The organism is Alteromonas sp. ABV2_168 (assembly GCF_056161165.1).
Map to the genome: position 1 here is coordinate 163,182 of NZ_JBSWYQ010000012.1, position 18,563 is coordinate 181,744.

The 18,563-nt window shown below is 48.5% G+C and carries 22 protein-coding genes and 1 pseudogene; 12 read left to right on the plus strand and 11 right to left on the minus strand.

Going from position 1 to position 18,563, the window contains the following annotated elements:
* Positions 1–171 precede the first annotated feature (171 nt).
* Both ACXAH4_RS17395 and ACXAH4_RS17400 read left to right on the plus strand, forming a co-directional pair.
* Positions 172–675, plus strand: a complete 504-nt coding sequence (locus ACXAH4_RS17395) for an O-acetyl-ADP-ribose deacetylase (RefSeq protein WP_474852853.1) — start codon at positions 172–174, stop codon at positions 673–675.
* A gap of 180 nt (positions 676–855) precedes the next feature.
* A complete protein-coding gene (locus ACXAH4_RS17400; protein ID WP_474882784.1) occupies positions 856–1,503 on the plus strand; it encodes a YitT family protein in 648 nt (215 codons plus the stop codon).
* Here ACXAH4_RS17400 and ACXAH4_RS17405 read toward each other — a convergent pair.
* Positions 1,500–2,399 carry a glucosamine kinase nucleotide-binding domain-containing protein gene (locus ACXAH4_RS17405; RefSeq protein ID WP_474882787.1) on the minus strand — a complete coding sequence of 300 codons (900 nt, stop codon included), beginning with the start codon at positions 2,397–2,399 and terminating at the stop codon, positions 1,500–1,502. The genes ACXAH4_RS17400 and ACXAH4_RS17405 overlap by 4 nt on opposite strands.
* 188 nt (positions 2,400–2,587) lie before the next feature.
* On the opposite strand from ACXAH4_RS17405, the gene ACXAH4_RS17410 reads away from it, so the two are divergent.
* Both ACXAH4_RS17410 and ACXAH4_RS17415 read left to right on the plus strand, forming a co-directional pair.
* Positions 2,588–3,631, plus strand: coding sequence for a LacI family DNA-binding transcriptional regulator (locus tag ACXAH4_RS17410; RefSeq protein WP_474882789.1), 1,044 nt, complete (start codon positions 2,588–2,590; stop codon positions 3,629–3,631).
* A 355-nt stretch (positions 3,632–3,986) separates the two neighbouring features.
* The gene (locus ACXAH4_RS17415) at positions 3,987–5,270 is read left to right on the plus strand and encodes a DUF819 family protein (RefSeq protein ID WP_474846277.1); all 1,284 of its coding nucleotides are present in this window, start codon (positions 3,987–3,989) and stop codon (positions 5,268–5,270) included.
* A gap of 20 nt (positions 5,271–5,290) precedes the next feature.
* Here ACXAH4_RS17415 and alr read toward each other — a convergent pair whose 3' ends face one another.
* Positions 5,291–6,364 carry an alanine racemase gene (gene alr, locus ACXAH4_RS17420; protein ID WP_474882791.1) on the minus strand — a complete coding sequence of 358 codons (1,074 nt, stop codon included), beginning with the start codon at positions 6,362–6,364 and terminating at the stop codon, positions 5,291–5,293.
* A gap of 131 nt (positions 6,365–6,495) precedes the next feature.
* On the opposite strand from alr, the gene ACXAH4_RS17425 reads away from it, so the two are divergent.
* The 3 genes from ACXAH4_RS17425 (at position 6,496) to ACXAH4_RS17435 (ending at position 10,240) form a co-directional block, all read left to right on the plus strand.
* A complete protein-coding gene (locus ACXAH4_RS17425; protein WP_474882792.1) occupies positions 6,496–8,088 on the plus strand; it encodes a sodium:solute symporter in 1,593 nt (530 codons plus the stop codon).
* A 74-nt stretch (positions 8,089–8,162) separates the two neighbouring features.
* On the plus strand, positions 8,163–9,098 hold the full coding sequence (gene murQ, locus ACXAH4_RS17430) for an N-acetylmuramic acid 6-phosphate etherase (RefSeq protein ID WP_474846283.1): 936 nt from the start codon (positions 8,163–8,165) through the stop codon (positions 9,096–9,098).
* Positions 9,095–10,240, plus strand: a complete 1,146-nt coding sequence (locus ACXAH4_RS17435; protein ID WP_474852841.1) for an exo-beta-N-acetylmuramidase NamZ family protein — start codon at positions 9,095–9,097, stop codon at positions 10,238–10,240. Before murQ ends, ACXAH4_RS17435 begins: the two co-directional genes overlap by 4 nt.
* A 10-nt stretch (positions 10,241–10,250) precedes the next feature.
* On the opposite strand, the gene ACXAH4_RS17440 is transcribed toward ACXAH4_RS17435, so the two are convergent.
* Positions 10,251–11,102: a MurR/RpiR family transcriptional regulator gene (locus tag ACXAH4_RS17440; protein WP_119502659.1), complete on the minus strand. Its 852-nt coding sequence runs from the start codon at positions 11,100–11,102 to the stop codon at positions 10,251–10,253.
* Positions 11,103–11,313: 211 nt separating this feature from the next.
* On the opposite strand from ACXAH4_RS17440, the gene ACXAH4_RS17445 reads away from it, so the two are divergent.
* Positions 11,314–12,657 carry a M14 family zinc carboxypeptidase gene (locus ACXAH4_RS17445; protein WP_474852839.1) on the plus strand — a complete coding sequence of 448 codons (1,344 nt, stop codon included), beginning with the start codon at positions 11,314–11,316 and terminating at the stop codon, positions 12,655–12,657.
* Positions 12,658–12,681: 24 nt separating this feature from the next.
* Here the strand turns inward: ACXAH4_RS17445 and ACXAH4_RS17450 are convergent, their stop codons facing one another.
* Together ACXAH4_RS17450 and ACXAH4_RS17455 are read right to left on the minus strand one after the other, a co-directional pair.
* Positions 12,682–12,942 carry a hypothetical protein gene (locus tag ACXAH4_RS17450; RefSeq protein WP_474882793.1) on the minus strand — a complete coding sequence of 87 codons (261 nt, stop codon included), beginning with the start codon at positions 12,940–12,942 and terminating at the stop codon, positions 12,682–12,684.
* Between the two features lie 134 nt (positions 12,943–13,076).
* Positions 13,077–13,376, minus strand: a complete 300-nt coding sequence (locus ACXAH4_RS17455) for a hypothetical protein (protein ID WP_119502662.1) — start codon at positions 13,374–13,376, stop codon at positions 13,077–13,079.
* A gap of 204 nt (positions 13,377–13,580) precedes the next feature.
* On the opposite strand from ACXAH4_RS17455, the gene ACXAH4_RS17460 reads away from it, so the two are divergent.
* The 4 genes from ACXAH4_RS17460 (at position 13,581) to ACXAH4_RS17475 (ending at position 14,882) form a co-directional block, all read left to right on the plus strand.
* Positions 13,581–13,865: a type II toxin-antitoxin system TacA family antitoxin gene (locus tag ACXAH4_RS17460; RefSeq protein ID WP_474846295.1), complete on the plus strand. Its 285-nt coding sequence runs from the start codon at positions 13,581–13,583 to the stop codon at positions 13,863–13,865.
* Positions 13,862–14,143: a type II toxin-antitoxin system RelE/ParE family toxin gene (locus tag ACXAH4_RS17465; protein ID WP_474846297.1), complete on the plus strand. Its 282-nt coding sequence runs from the start codon at positions 13,862–13,864 to the stop codon at positions 14,141–14,143. Before ACXAH4_RS17460 ends, ACXAH4_RS17465 begins: the two co-directional genes overlap by 4 nt.
* Positions 14,144–14,280: 137 nt before the next feature.
* The gene (locus tag ACXAH4_RS17470; RefSeq protein ID WP_474820669.1) at positions 14,281–14,565 is read left to right on the plus strand and encodes a type II toxin-antitoxin system CcdA family antitoxin; all 285 of its coding nucleotides are present in this window, start codon (positions 14,281–14,283) and stop codon (positions 14,563–14,565) included.
* Positions 14,565–14,882, plus strand: a complete 318-nt coding sequence (locus ACXAH4_RS17475) for a CcdB family protein (RefSeq protein WP_474852836.1) — start codon at positions 14,565–14,567, stop codon at positions 14,880–14,882. Before ACXAH4_RS17470 ends, ACXAH4_RS17475 begins: the two co-directional genes overlap by 1 nt.
* Positions 14,883–14,996: 114 nt before the next feature.
* Here ACXAH4_RS17475 and ACXAH4_RS17480 read toward each other — a convergent pair whose 3' ends face one another.
* The 6 genes and pseudogenes from ACXAH4_RS17480 to ACXAH4_RS17505 form a co-directional block, all read right to left on the minus strand.
* Positions 14,997–15,476 (minus strand): hypothetical protein, encoded by a 480-nt coding sequence (locus ACXAH4_RS17480; RefSeq protein ID WP_474848121.1) that lies wholly within the window; start codon positions 15,474–15,476, stop codon positions 14,997–14,999.
* Positions 15,477–15,651: 175 nt separating this feature from the next.
* Positions 15,652–16,059, minus strand: coding sequence for a hypothetical protein (locus tag ACXAH4_RS17485; protein WP_474848123.1), 408 nt, complete (start codon positions 16,057–16,059; stop codon positions 15,652–15,654).
* Positions 16,060–16,191: 132 nt separating this feature from the next.
* Entirely contained in the window at positions 16,192–16,494 is a 303-nt protein-coding gene (locus ACXAH4_RS17490) for a hypothetical protein (protein ID WP_474882794.1), read from the minus strand.
* Between the two features lie 147 nt (positions 16,495–16,641).
* Positions 16,642–16,750: pseudogene (locus tag ACXAH4_RS17495) on the minus strand.
* 466 nt (positions 16,751–17,216) lie between these two features.
* Entirely contained in the window at positions 17,217–17,594 is a 378-nt protein-coding gene (locus ACXAH4_RS17500) for a hypothetical protein (RefSeq protein WP_474848130.1), read from the minus strand.
* A 129-nt stretch (positions 17,595–17,723) separates the two neighbouring features.
* Entirely contained in the window at positions 17,724–18,038 is a 315-nt protein-coding gene (locus ACXAH4_RS17505) for a hypothetical protein (protein WP_474848126.1), read from the minus strand.
* Positions 18,039–18,563 lie beyond the last annotated feature (525 nt).

Genomic DNA, 18,563 nt, shown 5'->3' on the forward strand with positions numbered 1-18,563 from the left:
TCACCGGATTCCGGAAAACTGTTTATTCCAATCAAAGGCTTAGCCTTATGCATCACAATTTATATTTTGCAGTAACCGGCGCAGATCTTTTTCCGGTTTGTCTGACATGTGTCGCTAAACACCGACAACGTCAGAACGGAAACAGCACTGCGAACGGTATTTGGGGACACGATGGCAAGGATCAGGGTTATTGACGGCGATATTACGCAACTGGAAGTGGATGCCGTCGTAAATGCAGCGAATCCGACGCTGCTGGGCGGTGGCGGCGTTGATGGTGCAATCCACCATGCTGCAGGGCCGGAGCTTTTTGAGTATTGCAAAGCAGTTGGCGGGTGCAAAACCGGTCAGGCAGTGCTGACACCGGGTTTTAATCTTAAGGCTCCGTATATTATTCATACCGTGGGGCCGGTATGGCGCGGGGGCGCGAATCATGAAAGTGACTTGCTTTCCAAATGCTACCGGAACAGCTTACGGCTGGCGAGTCAGCATAACATTCAAACGATTGCTTTTCCGGCGATAAGTTGCGGCATTTACGGGTATCCGGTGAATTCAGCCTGCGAGGTTGCGTTGGGCTCCATCCGCTTTCACGCCAGCGGTACAGCACTGCCTCACACCATCTATCTGGTGTGTTTTGGTGAGGAAGTTAAATCAGGGTTCCGTCAGCTTCTGGGCTGACCCTGACTGGCTGGTATGACTAAACACGCGCTGGTAACATTGCATTCACATAAATGCTAAAAGTCGTAAAGATTGCGCACCAGCACCGCACCCACCGGACTGTACAAATAACAAACAAACTCTTACTTCCCTTTTCCCCCTCCGTATAATACGCGCTCTTCAAAAACGGAGGGCTTTCACATGCAAAAACCAAAACACAGTGTGGTTGAAGACATTTTTGCTTTAGTCAGTGCAGGGCTGTTCATTGCCTTTGGTGTATATTTATTTCAGTCGCAGAACCTGATGGTCGGCGGTGCTGCAGGGCTTGCGCTGCTGGGAACTTATGCATTACCTGTAGACTTCGGGGTGCTGTTTTTCCTGATCAACGTGCCGTTTTATGCCCTTGCGTGGACCCGTATCAGCAAACGCTTCACCATAAACACGTTTATCTCCGTGTCTACCGTCTCAGTACTTACTGATCTTATTCCCCGCTTTGTGGATGTCAGCAGTGCTAATCCGGTTTTCACTGCAATATTCGGCGGGATCCTCATTGGCGTGGGCATGCTGATCATGTTCCGTCATACCTCAAGTCTGGGCGGTCTTGGTATTCTGGCGTTCTATCTTCAGCAACGTTTCTCCATCCGTGCCGGTACTTTTCAGCTGTCAGTAGACACCGTTATTTTGCTGTCTTCACTGCTGGTACTCGACTGGCGTCTGGTACTGATGTCGGTGCTGGCAGCGTTCTGTCTGAACATGGTGCTGTCCTTAAATCACCGGCCGGAAAGATATACTCTGCCGTCATTATCCAAACAGGATGATAAACTGCCGGGTGCCGGCGAAGCCAGTTAGTCCGGGCGGACGTGCACCGCCCCCCACTCAGGGCCATACTTAGCTTCAATGATCTTCGTCCGGATATCTTCGGGCAGGAATGGTCTTACAGTACCGGCAAGTCCGCCGGCCAGTACCAGTTTTCCCTGACTTTTTTCCATGGCAATACGGGCTATTGATGATAAATAGTCCGTGCCGGAGCGAACAATATCTGAAGCATACACATCGCCCTTTGCCGCACAGTCAAACACAAGTCCGGCGGCGCCGGCAAACTCAGCCGGTTGCGCATAATTAAGTTTGTTCACGAATTCCCGGGGGGTGCCTGCGCTGAAATGTGCACAGACCGTTTCAGACAGCTGTGAGGCCGGCAACACACCATCCAGCGCTTCCAGCGTATGCCGCACCGCTTCACGGCCAAACCATGCACCACTGCCCTTATCACCGATATTAAAACCGTGGCCACCATACTGAATACAGGCATTGCCACACAGTGCGGCTGCGCAGGAGCCGGTACCGGCAACCAGAACAGCCCCGTTCTTACCACCATGCGCCCCAACCAGCGCAGTATGCAAATCACTGGTGAAACGAAATGATGCAAAAGGATGCTGCCATTGACTGAGCAGTTCTGCGGCTTCTTTCACCGTTGCACCGGCCAGCCCCGCACTCACATGGCACTTTGCGAGCACAGCAGCGTCATTCTCATTAATCGCAACGCCTGCGTTTTGCAGGGCCAGTAAAACCGACCGGATAATGGCCGGCAGGGCTTCTTTGCCAATCCTGGCCACATTAGCAGGACCGCTTATTCCCTCACCTGCCGGTTCACCGTTTTCATCAAACACAACGGCCTTACACTTAGTGCCGCCGCCATCGACTCCGGCAATATACTGCTGGTTATTCATTTTTTCTTTTATTCTCACGGCTAATGCTCAGGAAGGTACTGCATACCTGCCGGAATAACAATGTGCACCTCAGTTAAAAGAAAATACTAACTTGTACTTGTTGTTTCAAATCCCATGAATAAATTAAATTTCGTTACAGAACAATATAAATGTATTTTTTGTGGCATGATGGGGTTTATGTCCAACGGACTGACAGGATTTTCTGATTGAAAACAACGATCAAGGATGTCGCAGAACTCGCAGGCGTATCCTTTAAAACCGTTTCACGGGTTGTGAACAAAGAGCCCAACGTGAGCGAAGAAACCGTTGAAAAAGTGCAGGCTGCTATCAGGCAGCTGGATTACCGCCCCAATCCGGCTGCAAGAAACCTCGCCAGTGATAAGTCCTATTCTATAGCCTACGTCTATGACAATCCGAACGCTTATTACGTTATTGATATGCAGAAGGGCTTGTTAAGAGAATGCAGAAACAATGATTACGACCTGCTGATCCATCCTTGCGAAACCTCAAATGAGGATGTCGTCAGCGATATTCTTCAAATGGCAAGCCGCTCGAACCTGGCTGGCCTGATATTGTCTCCGCCATTATCCGAAATGCCGGAATTACTTAATCAGATAGTTCATTCCGGATTGCCGTTTGTGGGTATTGTTTCAGGCGTAGCCCCTTTCGGCATTCAGGGGAAATGGCTGTGTATTGATGATTTTCAGGCTGCCTGCGATATCGTGAATCACCTGATCCGCCAGGGCCACAAACGCATTGGCTTTATCTCAGGCAACAGAAATCACCGCTCCACACTGGAACGGGAACGGGGTTATCTGGATGCACTGGAAAGTTATCGCCTGGATACCAGTGCAGAACTTAGAATAGACGGCGAGTACAATTTCGAAAGTGGTGTATCGGCTATGAAGCAGTTTCTCGCACTGGCGAACCCGCCGACAGCGGTGTTTGCCTGTAATGATGAACTCGCCGCCGGCGCTTTACTGGAAGCAAGACTGAATAATATTCAGGTCCCTCAGGACATGGCGATAGCAGGTTTTGAAAACAGTCCCTTTTCGCGGCAAACTTCTCCGGCCATAACAACTGCAGAACAGGATACCGTGGCCATAGCCCGTAAGGCCGCCGGCTTGCTCATCGACACCATTTCACAAAGCAAACGACACGCTAAGCCGGTATTTGAAGAAACGGACAATATCTCCTATTGCCCGGAATTGGTAATCAGAGACTCCACAACGAAAAAGCCCGGCAACTGAGCCGGGCTTTGTGTCATTTCGCTTTAGGCGGCGTCGCCTTTGGCGCAGATCCTTGTTGATTAACGGGACGTGAATACGCACCTCTGTTCACTCTCGCTCTACTATAACCTGTTCTCATAACTTACCTCTTAATTGGTCAGAAACAGACTCCTTCTCCAGCAAGGCATCCGGCATGTATCGAAAATAAACTATAGGATGTGATAACAAACCTGGCCGTAATCCTTTCGGCTAACCTTGCTGACACCGCAACCCGCAGGAAGGAATAGACAGAACTTGCAACGAATCTTAAATACTTTATTCTAAAGAATGGAGATAATTAGAATAAAAAAGCAGTCCGGAAGATGGAAATGAAAATGTGGAATCACTACCTGCTTGCGATATCAACAGTATATTGCGGCCAAACAGAGGCAAACACAAGCGCAATGTGTTCAACCCGCTTAAATTATCGCCGGGTAACAAAAGCCGGTTCTTTATGATCACCGGCGCATTCGGATACGTCAGTGCCCTGCTCGCTATCGCCGGCGTGCTTTATTATCTTGAAGCCATCAGAAAGTGGCGTGTTTTCCGGTATCTGCCCGCCATTGTGCTGCTGTACTTTGTGGTAATGGTGTGTGCCAGTGCCGGGTTATGGGAAAAAACCGCTGCCATCAATGATACTTATAAAATGCTCAGGAACAACCTGCTGCCCGCGATGATCTTCCTGATGTTGCTGGAAGCTGATCTGCGCCAGATTAAGCGGCTGGGCTGGCGGATGATTTTCGCCTTTCTGCTTGCCAGTCTCAGTATTGCCGCCGGCTTCATTGTTACGTTTGCTCTGTTTCAGCACGGGCTGGCAGATAACGCATGGAAAACCTTCGCCGCGTTGTGCGGCAGCTGGATGGGGGGAACAGGTAACCTCGCAGCCATACAACTGGCGCTGGATGTGCCCGACTCCGCTATGGGATACACCTTGCTGATTGACTCCATTGATTATGCCATATGGGTAATGGCATTACTGGCACTGGTGCCCTATGCAGCTCATTTCAACCGCTGGGTAAAAGCCGACAGCCGTGCGCTGAATGATGTGGGTGCAAGGCTGGCAGAATCGAAGGCGAACCAGACTCAGGTGTCAGGCGGCAATGTGCTGATGCTGCTGGCCTTATCCTGCATTGTCTCATCACTGTCCCAGTGGCTCGCGGCGATGTTGCCGGCCTCTGCTTATTTTTCTACTACCGCCTGGACTGTCGCACTGGTCACCCTGGCCGGGATCGCCGGTGCTGTCACTCCCCTTCGCCGCGTGGGCGGTGCAGATGTGGTGGCTACCGTACTGCTGAACCTGATTATTGCGCTTATTGCATCCAGAGCCAGTTTTTCAGAATTGCTGGAAGCGCCGGTGTATATACTGGCCGGCGGTTGTATCTTACTGATTCACGGGGTGATTATGGTTATTGCAGCGAAACTCTTCCGGCTGGATTTGTTTACCTGCGGCCTGGCGTCACTGGCGAATATTGGTGGTGTTGCCTCAGCCCCTGTCCTAGCGGCCTCATACTCAAAAGCGCTCATCCCGGTTGGCGTGTTTATGGCAATGCTGGGGTACATCGTTGGTACCGCAGGAGGATTGGCCGTGGGCAAGGTATTGTCAGTGATTGCCGGCGCCTGAGTGACGCTGGCGGGTATTCACTAGACGTGTTTAACAATGCGGGGCACCCGCTGGGATAAGCGGGTGACAAGATCGTAAGAAATTGTCCCGGCGTGATGGGCCACCTCATCCACGGACAGTTGATGCCCCCACAGTTCTACCCGGTCACCGGGCGCCGGAGCCGGAATATCAGTCACATCAATGGTAATCATATCCATCGACACTCTGCCCGCCAGTGCCGCACGGTGTCCGTTAACCATCACCGGTGTACCGTTGGGACATTGTCTGGGATACCCGTCGGCATAGCCGATACCCGCAGTGGCAATCAAAGAACGGCGCTTCGCTTGCCAGGTATCGCCGTACCCCACTGTTTCACCGGCTTCTATAGTACGCAGAGCAATAATACTTGCCTGAAGCGTCATCACCGGTTGCAGATCCAGCCCGCAAGGTGTGTCCAGAGGCTCAGCGCCGTACATGGCAATACCGGTGCGGTTCCAGTTTCCCCGCGCTTGCGGCCAGCCCACAGTTCCCGGAGAATTGGCAATGCTGACTGCAAATCCGGTAGCTGCCCGAACCTGCTCAAAGACATCCAGCTGCTTTTGTACCGACTGACTGCCCGTTTCATCACCGCATGCCAGATGCGTAACCAGCACGGTATCGTCAGTTAACATATCCCGGTATTTCGCCACCATGGGTAATACTTCATCACAGGCAAACCCGAGACGGTGCATGCCCGAATCCACTTTTAACCATATCGCGGGACGACGATCAGAAGGGCACGCTTTTAACCAGCGAAGTTGCTCTTCGCTGTGAACAACCACAATGCAATTTTCCCGCGCAGCCACAGTGCATTCAGTCGCCTGGTGAGGGCCCTCAAGGATAACCACAGGAGCCTGAATGCCGCCTTCCCGTAACGCCAGCGCTTCTTCTATAATAGCAACCGCAAACGCAGGAGAGACTTTACGTAATATCCGCGCCACATTGACTGCCCCGTGTCCGTAGGCATCAGCTTTCACCACCGCCATATTCTGTCCTTCACCGGCCAGAGAGGAAAGTACACGGAAATTATGCAATAGTGCGTCGGCGTGGATAACAGCCTGGGTTTGTCTGCTCAACGGCGGGGCTCCTGATCTAAAATTTGCGCTGAAAGCTATCTTACAACGACGGGATAATTCCAGCTATACAAATTAATTGGAATAATCTATTCTGGGATTTCAATTGAATTAAAATAATGTAACAGGGCAGCATGTTAGAGCATTACGCGTTAGCAGACTTACTGGTTTTCGCCGCTTACGGTTTGCTTCTTATCGCCAGTGGCTGGCTGTTTAACCGCTCCAGCCGCTCAGCCAAAGATTACTTCCTGGGTGGAAACAGCATGCCGGTCTGGGTTGTGGCGATTTCTGTACTGGCAACGTCCCAGTCTGCAGCCACGTTTCTGGGAGGCCCTGATCAGGGTTACCGGGGCGATCTGACCTACCTGTCAACCAACATCGGCGCATTCATCGCTGCTTTCTTTGTTGCCGCTTTTCTTATCCCGCGGTTTTATAAACACAATGTCTACACGGTATACGAACTGCTGGAACAGCGCTTTGGTGAACAGGCCAAACAACTGGCCGGTGCCATGTACCTTTCCGGCCGCGTGTTCGCCAGTGGCGCAAGGCTGTATATGGCAGCACTGGCTGTCGCCATGATTCTGTTCGGCAACATTGATGCATCCAGCGTCATTCTTGCCACCGTCATTATTACAGTCGCAGGGCTTGTGTATACGGTTTATGGCGGGATCCGCACAGTTATCTATTCTGACGTGTTACAGGCTGCGGTGTATATCTGTGCCGCGGTAGCCGTGATTATCGCACTGATAAATGCAATTCCGGCTTCTCTGGCCGATATCGTTAACGCCCTTCAGCATCCTGCGCCGGATACGCCTTCAAAATTAAGGTTGTTCGATACACGGCTTGATTTCACTAACAGCGGCGTTTTCAGTTTGTTATCTGTTTTTACCGGATTTGTGCTTCTGAACATCGCCGCTTTTGGCCTCGACCAGGATATGACGCAACGGGTGCTGACCTGCAAAAGTGCCAAAGAAGGCAGCAAAGCTATGCTGCTTTCGGTGGTGATGGTGATTCCGGTGATGTGCCTGTTTTTAATCATCGGTTTATTGCTGTTTGTTTACTATCAACGTCCCGATTTAATGGCCGGTGGCAGTGGTGAAAACCCCGTTCCGGTATTTGCCGGTGAACCGGTCACCATATTCATGTACTACGTGCTCAGCGAAATTCCTGATGGTGTTCGCGGCCTGGTCACCGTGGGTATTCTGGCTGCCGCACTGTCTACATTAAATTCCGGCCTGAACTCCATGTCCAGTGTTCTGATCCAGGACATGTACCGCCCCTGGCTGGCCCGCCGGAATACACAAAAGAACGATGCTCACTTTGTCAAAGCAGGACGCTTCGCCATGTTATTAATGGCATTGTCATTAGGATTTATGGCGTGTCTGTGCTATTACTGGCAACAACATACCGACATGCCGCTGCTGCAATTTGCACTTGGCGTCATGGTTTTCTCGTACAGTGGTTTACTTGGCGTTTATTTCGTCACGCTATTTTCCCGCCGTGGAAGCCGTCGTTCGGTGATAGCAGCGTTGATCACCGGTTTTCTGGTACCCTTGTCCATGCAACCCTATATTATTGAGAGTATTTTGCCGGCCCGCCTGCAGTTTGAACTCGGGTTCACATGGCAACTGGTCGCCGGCACGCTCATATCCACGCTTATTTGTGCTATGGGTAATACACCCGCAGGCTATAATAAAGATATACAGCAACCGGAACCGGTTCAGTAACAGAACGCTGCCGTTAAAAATAACAACAAAACAATCCAAAGCAATAAAGTAGAGCAACAGAACTAAGGCAAATTATGCAGGCAAAAACAATCACCGGGACGTCAGACTTACTGGCACAGTTAAATAAAATTGTGTCAGAGGGCAGAAATCCCGCCACGATGGATATCGATTTGCTGTCGACGGAATCCATCCTGCATAAAATCAATCAGGAAGATGCCAAAGTAGCCGCAGCAGTGGCAACTGAAATACCCCAAATTGCCCGGGCAGTGGATGCCATAGTGGAAAAACTGCAACAGGGCGGACGGTTAATTTACATCGGTGCCGGTACCAGCGGCCGTCTGGGTATTCTTGATGCTGTAGAGTGTCGCCCGACCTTCAGCGTGCCCGATACACTGGTGATGGGCATTATTGCCGGTGGCGAAACAGCTATACAGCATGCTGTAGAGGGCGCAGAAGACAACAGCGCTCAGGGTATCAAAGACGTACAGGCCGTGAACCTTTGTGAAAAGGATGTACTGGTAGGTTTGTCTGCCAGCGGACGGACTCCGTATGTGGTCAGTGCACTGGAATATGCAAATGAACTGGGCGCGGTCACCGCAGGTATCGCCTGCAGCCCGGGCGCGCCGGTGCTGACCACCGCACAAATTGCGATTTGCCCGGTGGTTGGTGCAGAATGCCTCACCGGCTCCACGCGGATGAAATCCGGTACTGCACAAAAGCTGGTGCTGAATATGCTGAGCACTGCCAGCATGATTCGCCTGGGTAAAACCTATCAGAACCTGATGGTCGACGTTAACGCCACCAATGAAAAATTAAAAGCCCGCGCTATCCGCATAGTGATGCAGGCTACAGACTGCTCCGGGGAAGAGGCATCAGCTGCACTCGATGCCGCCGGCCATAAAGCCAAAGTGGCGATCATGATGATCCTCACCGGTAACGATGCCGCCAGCGCAGAGTCCATGTTGTCAGATCATAATGGCTTTTTACGCCGCGCTGTTGAGCAACAATGAAGAAAGTTCTTTTTCTGCTGTGTCTCATCTCTGTAAAGGCACTGGCGGTGACTACAGGGGCTGAGCAACCCGACGCTTTCCTCGGATTACTGAAAGACAAACAGGTTGCGCTGGTCGTTAACCAGACGTCGGTTTCCAAAGGTCAGCACCTGGTAGACGACCTGCTGTCCCGTGGCATAAACATCACCAAAGTTATGGCGCCGGAACATGGATTTCGTGGTGATGCCGGCGCCGGCGAAACCATCAGCGACGGCGTGGACACACGAACCGGCCTGCCCATTTTATCCTTATACGGCAGCACCAAAAAGCCCACGGCCACCATGCTCGAAAATGTGGATGTGCTGATTTTCGACATTCAGGATGTAGGCGCACGTTTCTATACGTATATCAGTACGTTACATCTGGTCATGGAAGCCGCTGCTGAAACAGGCAAAACGGTCATCGTACTCGACAGGCCCAACCCGAACGGCAAATTTGTGGATGGCCCTGTGCGGGAAGCTGCCTTTACCTCTTTTGTAGGTATGGATCCTATCCCGCTTTTGCACGGTATGACCACAGGCGAACTGGCACTGATGATCAAAGGGGAAGCCTGGATTGAGCAGGCTGAGTCACTTGATTTGCACGTCATACCCGTTAAAGACTACCGGAAGTCCATGCCATGGCACCTGGCTGTACCTCCCAGCCCGAATTTGCCAAACGATACGGCAATCCGGTTGTATCCCTCACTGTGTTTATTTGAAGCTACAACTGTCAGTATCGGCCGCGGAACACCTTTTCCGTTTCAGGTTGCCGGACATGACCGGGTGGTGCTGGGTACATTTACTTTCACGCCGCAAAGCCTGCCCAAAAGCGCGCCTCACCCGAAACTGGAAGGCAAAACACTGAATGGGCTGGACTTACGTTCTTCTGATACGGAGGGGTTTGATATTGCTTTGCTCCTGGAGGCGAAAAAGCAGTTTGAACAACAGGACGAAACCTTTATCGACCGGCCGGATTTCTTCGATAAACTGGCCGGTACTGACGCATTAAGAAAAGCCATTGAAAGTGGCCTTTCTGAGCAGGAGATCAGGGCAATGTGGCAACCAGCGTTAGCAGAGTTTAAGCAACAAAGACGTCCGTATCTGCTCTATCCTGAAGAATAATTTAAAGCGCTCAGTGCTGCTGCTTTTTAAATTCAGACACCGCTTCGTTAGTTTTCTCCAGCAGCTTTCGTCCCTGACGTGAAGCCTGGGTAAGTGCAATAAATAACATATCGATGATCAGTTCCTGCGCAGTACGGGCAAGAATCGACGCCAGTCGTAACGAGGCTTCTTCTGCCACCGAATACAGTTTTACTTCTGCCTGATCGGCAATGGTGTTCTGTCCGTATTTTGTGATGGAAATAACCGGGGTGTGATTGCGTTTTGCTTCAGTAACCACATTGGCCACTTCGCTGGTCGTGCCGGATTCACTGATTGCCACGACCACGTCGTTTTCACCAAACGTGGCAGCAAGAGCAAGCTGAACATGTCCGTCAGCTTCGGCAATAGCAGAGATCCCCAGCTTTTGCAGTTTGTAGGCAAAATCTTTGCTCACCAGCGCCGAACCACCTACCCCGCAAATCATTACCCTTCTCGCATTCTTCAGCAGCTCGACAGCACGCTCAAAAGCCAGCATTTCATTCAGATTGCGGGTTTCATTAAGCACACTGATTTTACTCGCCACCAGCTTATCCGCCATTTGCTCAAAGCCATCGGATAGTGTGATTTTGCCGTGAATTTGCGTATTCGGCGTTTCTTTATTCAGCGAGTCAATCACCGCCAGCTTGAACGCAGGATACCCCTTGTAACCCAGCTTCTGAGCGAACTTCACCACGCTGGACTGACTGACACCCACGACGTTAGCCAGTTCCTGTGATGATAAGTCCCGCACCGCATTGGGCGAGTCCAGAGTAAACGTTGCCAGCTTAGACTCACTGGAAGAGAGCGCGTGTTTAATCGCCTTAATTTTAGTAAATGCAGACATCCGGAGTTTCACTTCTTAACAGGGTCTGTTGACCTTTGAATTACAGGGCGACAAACGGGCATCAGGAACGTTGCCATTCGTCTCAAAGAATTAATTATTCAAATATAAACCAGTTGAAGCGAATATCAAAATACCATTAAATAATACCTATCTCTGAATCAATCTGACCACGGGTAAGATGCTTCAGTTCACCGACAAATAAGGACGTACCATGACCGCACACCCTCATCTGCCAGTTGCTGACATAGCAGCAAAATTTGATGAAATGCACTGGCCGTCTCTGAACAAAGCCCATCTGACAGCAGAGGATATTTCGCCGGTCATCAACCAGATAGCGGAACAATCCGGTATTGCACTGACGCAGATAGGTAAATCTTATGAGGGTCGCCCGGTTTCCCGCTTTACGCTGGGCTCCGGAAAATGCGTCATCCTGGCCTGGACACAAATGCACGGCGATGAGGCTACCGCCACTGCCGCTGTTCTCGACTGGCTGCATATCTTACTGAACGGGCAGTTAAACGGGCTGCCGGCAAACTGGCAATCTCAGGTTACCCTGCACGTCATTCCCATGCTTAATCCCGATGGCGCGCAGCGACGCACCCGGATTAATGCTCAGGGAATTGATATCAACAGGGATGCCAGATCACTGCAAAGTCCTGAAGGTCAGATCCTGCAACAGCAGGTAGCCACCTTGTCGCCGGATATTGCTTTTAACCTGCATGATCAGAACCCCTATTACACCACCGGGGTATCATCGAACCCGGCAACCATTGCATTTCTGGCCCCGGCATATCATGAAGATAAACATGTAGACGGGCCGAGGCTTCGTGCCAAACAGCTTATCGCCCATATGGCCGGTGTACTCTCACACTTTATTCCTCAGTGCATAGGCCGCTATGACGACACCTATTCCTTCCGCTCATTCGGTGACAATATCGCCGCTTCCGGCGCCAGCACAATTCTGATAGAAAGCGGCGCAGCAATGAACGACCCCAACCGGCAGATTGCAAGGAAGATGAACGTCATCGGACTGCAAACCGCGCTGGAAAGCCTGCTCACCAACCAGTTCACACAATATTCGCTGGCAGCCTATTACCGCATTCCGGACAACCGCGAGGACGGCCTGTGCGACGTAAAAATACATGACGTGACGCTGGGGTATGACAAGCCTTATGTAGCTGACATCAGCATAGTGACAGACCGCAAATCCGGAAAAAGCCGCATAGAAGCCATCGGCGATTTGCGCACGGTTTACGGCTTTGAAAACATTGACGCAACAGGACTGGCAGCCCTTCCGCCTAAAGCCTTCACAGTCCACTCACCTCTGACGCTTAACGATCAGAGTTACAGGGCCCTGCTGTCACAAGGTTACAGTTACTTTATCGATGAAAAGGCATTACTCAATATCGACACAACCCTGCCAGTGCTGGTGTCAGACACCGGGCAAAATGCCCCCGCAATCATGCCCGGGGAAGTGCCAAACTTTGTTCTTCAGCATGTGGCTACGGGTGAGATCAAAGAGGCCGTGATTCTTGGTGAGCGGATTGTTCTTTAAATAAACGGGGGCGCACATGGCCGGTCACAGCGGTTTGGTTTCTGCGCCCGCCCGCTGAATCAACAGAGATATTGCAGCGGCGTAAATCATGAAGAACAGAAAAAACGCAACGACTAAACCCGCTTGTGCAGCCCAGTTCTCCTTCGACGAAAGCTCATAAATGAGATACACCGATACAGGTAAAGTCAGTAATTGTTTTTTGCTTTTGACAATTGATTTGTCACAGTAAGTAACGACCCTGTTGGCAAGGTTCGCAGAGGAATACAGCGCTACAGGAATTACCATTAAGCCCCCAAACAATACGTCTATCACTATCTCTTTCAATGTTGAAATTCCGTTTTCATATTCATTTTCAGCTCTCGTGTTTATGTTGCGGCGACCGCCCCTGCGGTTATAGTTTTGAGCGCCTTGTTAGCTGATTATTGGCTCAGGAGTACAATTAACTCGTCAGGATTTGACAGTATGAATTGGTATGTACTCCCATCATGTAATGAAACTTCGATTGCATCAGATGTGATAGGAAGAATACCCGCACCTTTACCAGAGCACTTTTCCACTTTTGAAATAAAGCTCCTTTCAATTTTGAGAGGCCCGGGCCCGAAATCTTTATTATATGGGGCAAAATGAACATCAGTTTCAGTAATCCAAAATTTCCCATCAGCTTTTGCAACACCATTTTGAACTGTGGCTGTAATCGATTTTAGAGTGGTATCTTGCATATATATTCCTTTATAAATGGATGGACTAATCAGCTAAAACCCGCATGCGGGTAAAAAACACTTGGGCAACAATATTAAGCGAAACGCAGGGAGCCCACGTGTTACTGTCCCAGCGAGCCTGCTAGCATCTTAGTGTCGCTTGTTAGTTGTCGTAAACCCGACTTTCGCGCTAACGTTTGTACACACACCCAAACGGAGTTGAAAATGGATACCCGCATACAATTCAGAGTCGACGAAGAAACGAAACGCCTTGCTCAATTGATGGCTGAAAGCCAAGGGCGTACCTTAAGTGATGCCTGTAGAGAGCTTACTGAAGAACTAGCTGAACAGCAACGCAAAGTTATGGCTCATGACCAATGGCTTACCGAACAGGTTAATGCCGCGCTTAGCAAATTAGATAGTGGAAAAAGTGAGTTTGTTACTCATGAAGAAGCTTCCTTGGACATGGAAGCGCGAATGATGAAAATTAGGAATAGAGCCCAAAAATGATCGTTTGGGAAAAGGATTCATTGGACGATCGAGAAGTAATTTTCGAGTTTCTATACGAATTTAATCCATTGGCTGCGGAAAAAACTGACGCCATCATTGTGACTAAAGTTGAAAACTTGATACAGCAACCGTTGATGGGCGGTGAAAGAGAAGGAATTCCTGGACGGCTTTTAATTACTCCAGAAGTATCAATGGTTGTATCGTACTTTGTAAGAGATGACATAATTCACATTCTCAGGGTTCTCCACCAGAAGCAGAAATTTCCTGCAGGCAACTAACGCCTCACTCAGGGGTGTAAACATGCCGGTTATAATCCGAGCGAAGCGACAGAGCCCACGTGTTACTGTCCCAGGGAGCTTGCGACCGACTTAATGTGATTGTTATATTTCAACCATACTTTGCAATGCGCATTTGTATGCGTATACTTGGTGGTAAAATTAGTTGGAGTGATAAAATGCAAGATTTATATGACGTCCATGCCCCCAAGAAAGCGACAAATCTAAGCTTAAATAGCGACCTATTGCAAAAAGCTCGAATTTTAAAAGTTAACCTGTCTGCGACCTTAGAACAAGCACTTAGAGACAAGCTAAAAAGTATTGAAGCCGAAAAATGGAAAAAAGAAAACAAAGCTGCCATAGCTGCATACAACGAGTTTGTTGCTGAGAACGGTTGTATAGGTGATGAGTACAGGAACTTCTAATGGCGCAATTTGATGTTTACAGAAACCCAAGCAAGAAAACTAGCGAAGTTTACCCTTTTCTTGTTGATGTTCAAAACTCTGTAATTGACCAATTGGCAACAAGGCTGGTTGTACCGTTAACAACTAGTAATTCTAAAAACAGTTTTTACATGAAGAAGCTGACGCCGGAAATAGAATTCGAAAGCACAACATACTTATTTCTAGCACAACAGCTTAGTTCTATACCCGAAGACGTGCTCAAGGACCGCATTGGTTCGCTGGAGCAATCCAGAGAACTGCTGATAGATGCAATAGACTTCGCTATCACTGGAATATAACACCCACATAAGGGGCAGTAATACGTGGGCTAAAATCCGAGCGAAGCGACAGAGCCCACGTGTTACTGTCCCAGCGAGCCTGCGAGCGACTTAATGTGATTGTTAGCTCAACACCTAATCGTTTTCAGAGCAAGCTTCTTTTCGCGCTGCAATGTTACTCTTTGAAGGGTTTTCCATAACCTTCAATATTGCAACACTGCATGCCTGTTTAGCCTTGTCATTTTGTGACTTTTCGTCGAAAGACACTGTTGCAACAAGAGGCTTATAATTTGTTGCCGCATTACAATACATGTTTTTTGTCTTTCCATATTTGGGGCCTGATTGCGGATTTTCTTGAAGATACAGGCACATTTCTCTGAACATACGTTTGGCGGCTTGAGAGCAGAGTGACTTATCGTTTAGGTTATGCGAGTAAGTTTCGCAAACTGATTTGTCTTTGATTTTCCAAATTTGGTAAGAGTATGGTATTTCGAATCCATCGTATTTAACAACCTTCGCTTGTTCTACTGTATTGAACTGATCAGTTAACCTGTCATGAACAGAATTTGATACAGCATCCAAATAAGTAGCAAAAACAGCTGATACTACATCCATTAGAAACTTCCTTTATGTTTCCTGAGAGCTAACGCCCTGCTTAGGGACGCAAACACATGGGCTAAAACTTAGGAGCGAAGCGACGCAGCCCATGTGTTTGCGTCCCAGCGAGCCTGCGAGCCTGCGAGCCTGCGAGCCTGCGAGCCTGCGAGCGACTACAGCATTTTGTTAGCCCTTACGATTTCAACATTCTGATACGAATTTCATATTCTTCGTCGCTTAAAACTTTGAGATCCTTTGCTTCTTCGATTACTCGATCTATGCTTATTTTTAGGTCCTCATCAGCCCCTTGCCACTCTTTAGGATTTATCCAATACTCACCTTTGTAATAACATTTGTCTGCAAGTTCCGGGTCAAAGCTTCTTACAGGAATCGAGGCCTTTTTCCATAGTAGAGCAAGTTCTTTTTCTTTTGTTTTATTTCTATTCCCTGACTGCCTAAATTCTGTCAAATATATTTTTGTTTCAGTACAAGCCATATAGATGGCATCAAGAGCAACATCTCTTTGTTCACGTCTAGCTTTCCATAAGGAAGAGCCCGCTGAAAATAACTTGTCAAGACCTTCAATTATTAGTTCAAGCATAATAAATCCTTTTGTTGGGCTAACTTTTAAATAAGGGGCGATAACGCGTAGGGCATAATAGCGAAGCGGCCCTGCGTGTTAGCGTCCCAACGAGCGCCAGCGAGTGACTTTATTTTTTTGTTATACGCCGTACTAACTTTCCATATCGATGTCTTCTAACTCTCCACTATCGTCATACTTGACGGAAATAACATAATCAGTAACTTCGTCTGGGAGCGTGAAATCGTAAACTTCTTCGTCGTCCCATTTATTCCTTAAAATTAATAAATCGATAATCTGGTGTATTTCTGGGACTTCAACTCCGGTTTTGGCTTTCCAATAACTTGAAGGGAGTTCATCTAAATGATGACTGATAAATTCGTCGACGCTGTATTCACCAACTTCAGTTCCAACAGCATTCCTTATGTCTTGTAATGCTTTTTGTTCATTACTCATATGCTTAACCCTTAAGGCGTATAACACCCACATAAGGGGCAGTAATACGTGGGCTAAAATCCGAGCGAAGCGACAGAGCCCACGTGTTACTGTCCCAGGGAGCTTGCGACCGACTTAATGTGATTGTTATGTGCCGGTACTAAAAAATGGTGGAGCTCGGGGGAATTGAACCCCCAAGGCGCGCTCCTAGGCGAACATCTGTCCATATTTTCCTTCTTGCCACTCGCTCGGATGAGAATCTGCAACCAGCAGCTCCAGTAACGCCACGATTCCACCTTTCACGTTTTTCATAAAGTTCCCCTTACTATTGCTCGTCATCTTTTTATCTTGCACCTGTGTAATTTTCGGAGCGTTCACAGATAGTTCAAATCCGAGCGAGGCATCAAAGTCAATATTCGCAGTTGTTCCTAGCCCTAAGTCATTAAAACAGTTATACCTTGTGAGCTTTACAAAGCCCATTCCAAAATTCTTTGTAAGACATTACATCTTCGTGTTTTGATTTCCAGTGAGCATCAATCCCATCCCAGCCATTTCCCTTAAATTCATGTCTACACTCAGGGCAAATTCTAGGACGCTCTACTGGGACGTTCTTTTCACAACATCTACACATACTAAATTACCTTTGGCACATAACACCCCGCTTAGGGGCACAAACACGTGGGCTAAAATCAGAGCGAAGCGACACAGCCCACGTGTTTGTGTCCCAGCGAGCCTGCGAGCGACTATAGCGGTTTGTTATGTACGTTGCCTTTAATTGCACGAATAACTGAGAATACACTAACAAATAGAAGCGCTGCCAAAACTTGTGCGATGTAGACGAAGAACAGACCGATAGATGACTGAGGATCGGATCCTGTTCCGAAAATCATTGAAAGGCTAGAAAGTACTAGAAGTACTAGTAGTGTTGCGGTGGCAATCAATAATTTAGGGCTTTTTTGTTTGACGAAATGGGTAAACGCAAAGATAACTAAGTAAGGAAAAGCGCATACTAAAAGAGCTAAAGGGCTTTCAGAATTAAATGGGCCTGATGGAAATAAGAAAACTACAAATGGTGCAAGTAGACTGATTAACTTAATAGGCAGTTCAAGCTTGTAAACCATGGTTCAATTCCTTTGAGTACATAACTTTTCAATAACGGGCGCAGGCACGTGGGGCATAATGGCGAAGCCGCCCCGCGTGTATGCGTCCCAGCGAACGAAGTGAGTGAGTTTATTGAGTTGTTATGTGCGTCACTCAAAAAGATCTCCTGCTGCGGCTTCAATATCTCCACAGTCAGATATTAAGTCCCCATCTTCTCCGAAGATTTTATATGTTTGTTGATTGCCGCCAAGTTGAGCGCAGCCGTCTAATGCCATAAGAAATGTATATGCGGTATCGTTTAACATTACTTCCGCAGCTTTCCAGAAAGTTTTCTCTTGTTCAGGTGTTAGGTTTAACTTTTGATACAAAGCTTGCACTAAAGACCCCTGATTTGTGTCCTGGTACTGACTTAATGAAGAATTAATTTCTTCTTTCCAGAGGCTAACAAACTCCCTTGCATTCATTTTATATCCTTGAGCACATAACGCTAAGCTTTGGGGCGCTAGCACGTGGGCTAAAATCCGAGCGAAGCGAGCCAGCCCACGTGTTAGCGTCCCAGCGACCGGAGGGAGTGCCAACAGCGTTTTGTTAGGCGTACAAAGATAAGTACGCAGCTTTGCTGCCACCACTAGCCGATACGACCACTTATTTAAATTATTGAATTTAAGATAAAACAACCTTGTGCGAAATGCCAGATGTTAACGACATTGCTGGATAAAAGAGCTAGTTTAGACAACTTGTAGCGTTGAATGTTGGCGTTGCGATGTTGATGAAAAGCACGTTGCTAAAGTCATTTGAACAACTGACAAAGCTAATCGCAAAGACAACCTAGCGAAACAACCTTGGTGCTGAAATGTCACGGTTGAACCTACTTTTTAATGCTGTAAGTAAATGACGCCTAACACCCGCATAACGGGCAAAAATACGTAGGCTACAATACCAAGCGAAGCGCAGGGAGCCTACGTGTTTTTGTCCCTAGCGAGCGCAGC

Bases quoted from the DNA above. Each gene is read 5' to 3' on its own strand.
- ACXAH4_RS17395 (WP_474852853.1), top strand. From the start codon at position 172: ATGGCAAGGATCAGGGTTATTGACGGCGATATTACGCAACTGGAAGTG.
- ACXAH4_RS17400 (WP_474882784.1), top strand. From the start codon at position 856: ATGCAAAAACCAAAACACAGTGTGGTTGAAGACATTTTTGCTTTAGTC.
- ACXAH4_RS17425 (WP_474882792.1), top strand. From the start codon at position 6,496: ATGTTAGAGCATTACGCGTTAGCAGACTTACTGGTTTTCGCCGCTTAC.
- murQ (WP_474846283.1), top strand. From the start codon at position 8,163: ATGCAGGCAAAAACAATCACCGGGACGTCAGACTTACTGGCACAGTTA.
- ACXAH4_RS17435 (WP_474852841.1), top strand. From the start codon at position 9,095: ATGAAGAAAGTTCTTTTTCTGCTGTGTCTCATCTCTGTAAAGGCACTG.
- ACXAH4_RS17440 (WP_119502659.1), bottom strand. From the start codon at position 11,102: ATGTCTGCATTTACTAAAATTAAGGCGATTAAACACGCGCTCTCTTCC.
- ACXAH4_RS17445 (WP_474852839.1), top strand. From the start codon at position 11,314: ATGACCGCACACCCTCATCTGCCAGTTGCTGACATAGCAGCAAAATTT.
- ACXAH4_RS17450 (WP_474882793.1), bottom strand. From the start codon at position 12,942: ATGGTAATTCCTGTAGCGCTGTATTCCTCTGCGAACCTTGCCAACAGG.
- ACXAH4_RS17455 (WP_119502662.1), bottom strand. From the start codon at position 13,376: ATGCAAGATACCACTCTAAAATCGATTACAGCCACAGTTCAAAATGGT.
- ACXAH4_RS17460 (WP_474846295.1), top strand. From the start codon at position 13,581: ATGGATACCCGCATACAATTCAGAGTCGACGAAGAAACGAAACGCCTT.
- ACXAH4_RS17465 (WP_474846297.1), top strand. From the start codon at position 13,862: ATGATCGTTTGGGAAAAGGATTCATTGGACGATCGAGAAGTAATTTTC.
- ACXAH4_RS17470 (WP_474820669.1), top strand. From the start codon at position 14,281: ATGCGTATACTTGGTGGTAAAATTAGTTGGAGTGATAAAATGCAAGAT.
- ACXAH4_RS17475 (WP_474852836.1), top strand. From the start codon at position 14,565: ATGGCGCAATTTGATGTTTACAGAAACCCAAGCAAGAAAACTAGCGAA.
- ACXAH4_RS17480 (WP_474848121.1), bottom strand. From the start codon at position 15,476: ATGGATGTAGTATCAGCTGTTTTTGCTACTTATTTGGATGCTGTATCA.
- ACXAH4_RS17485 (WP_474848123.1), bottom strand. From the start codon at position 16,059: ATGCTTGAACTAATAATTGAAGGTCTTGACAAGTTATTTTCAGCGGGC.
- ACXAH4_RS17490 (WP_474882794.1), bottom strand. From the start codon at position 16,494: ATGAGTAATGAACAAAAAGCATTACAAGACATAAGGAATGCTGTTGGA.
- ACXAH4_RS17500 (WP_474848130.1), bottom strand. From the start codon at position 17,594: ATGGTTTACAAGCTTGAACTGCCTATTAAGTTAATCAGTCTACTTGCA.
- ACXAH4_RS17505 (WP_474848126.1), bottom strand. From the start codon at position 18,038: ATGAATGCAAGGGAGTTTGTTAGCCTCTGGAAAGAAGAAATTAATTCT.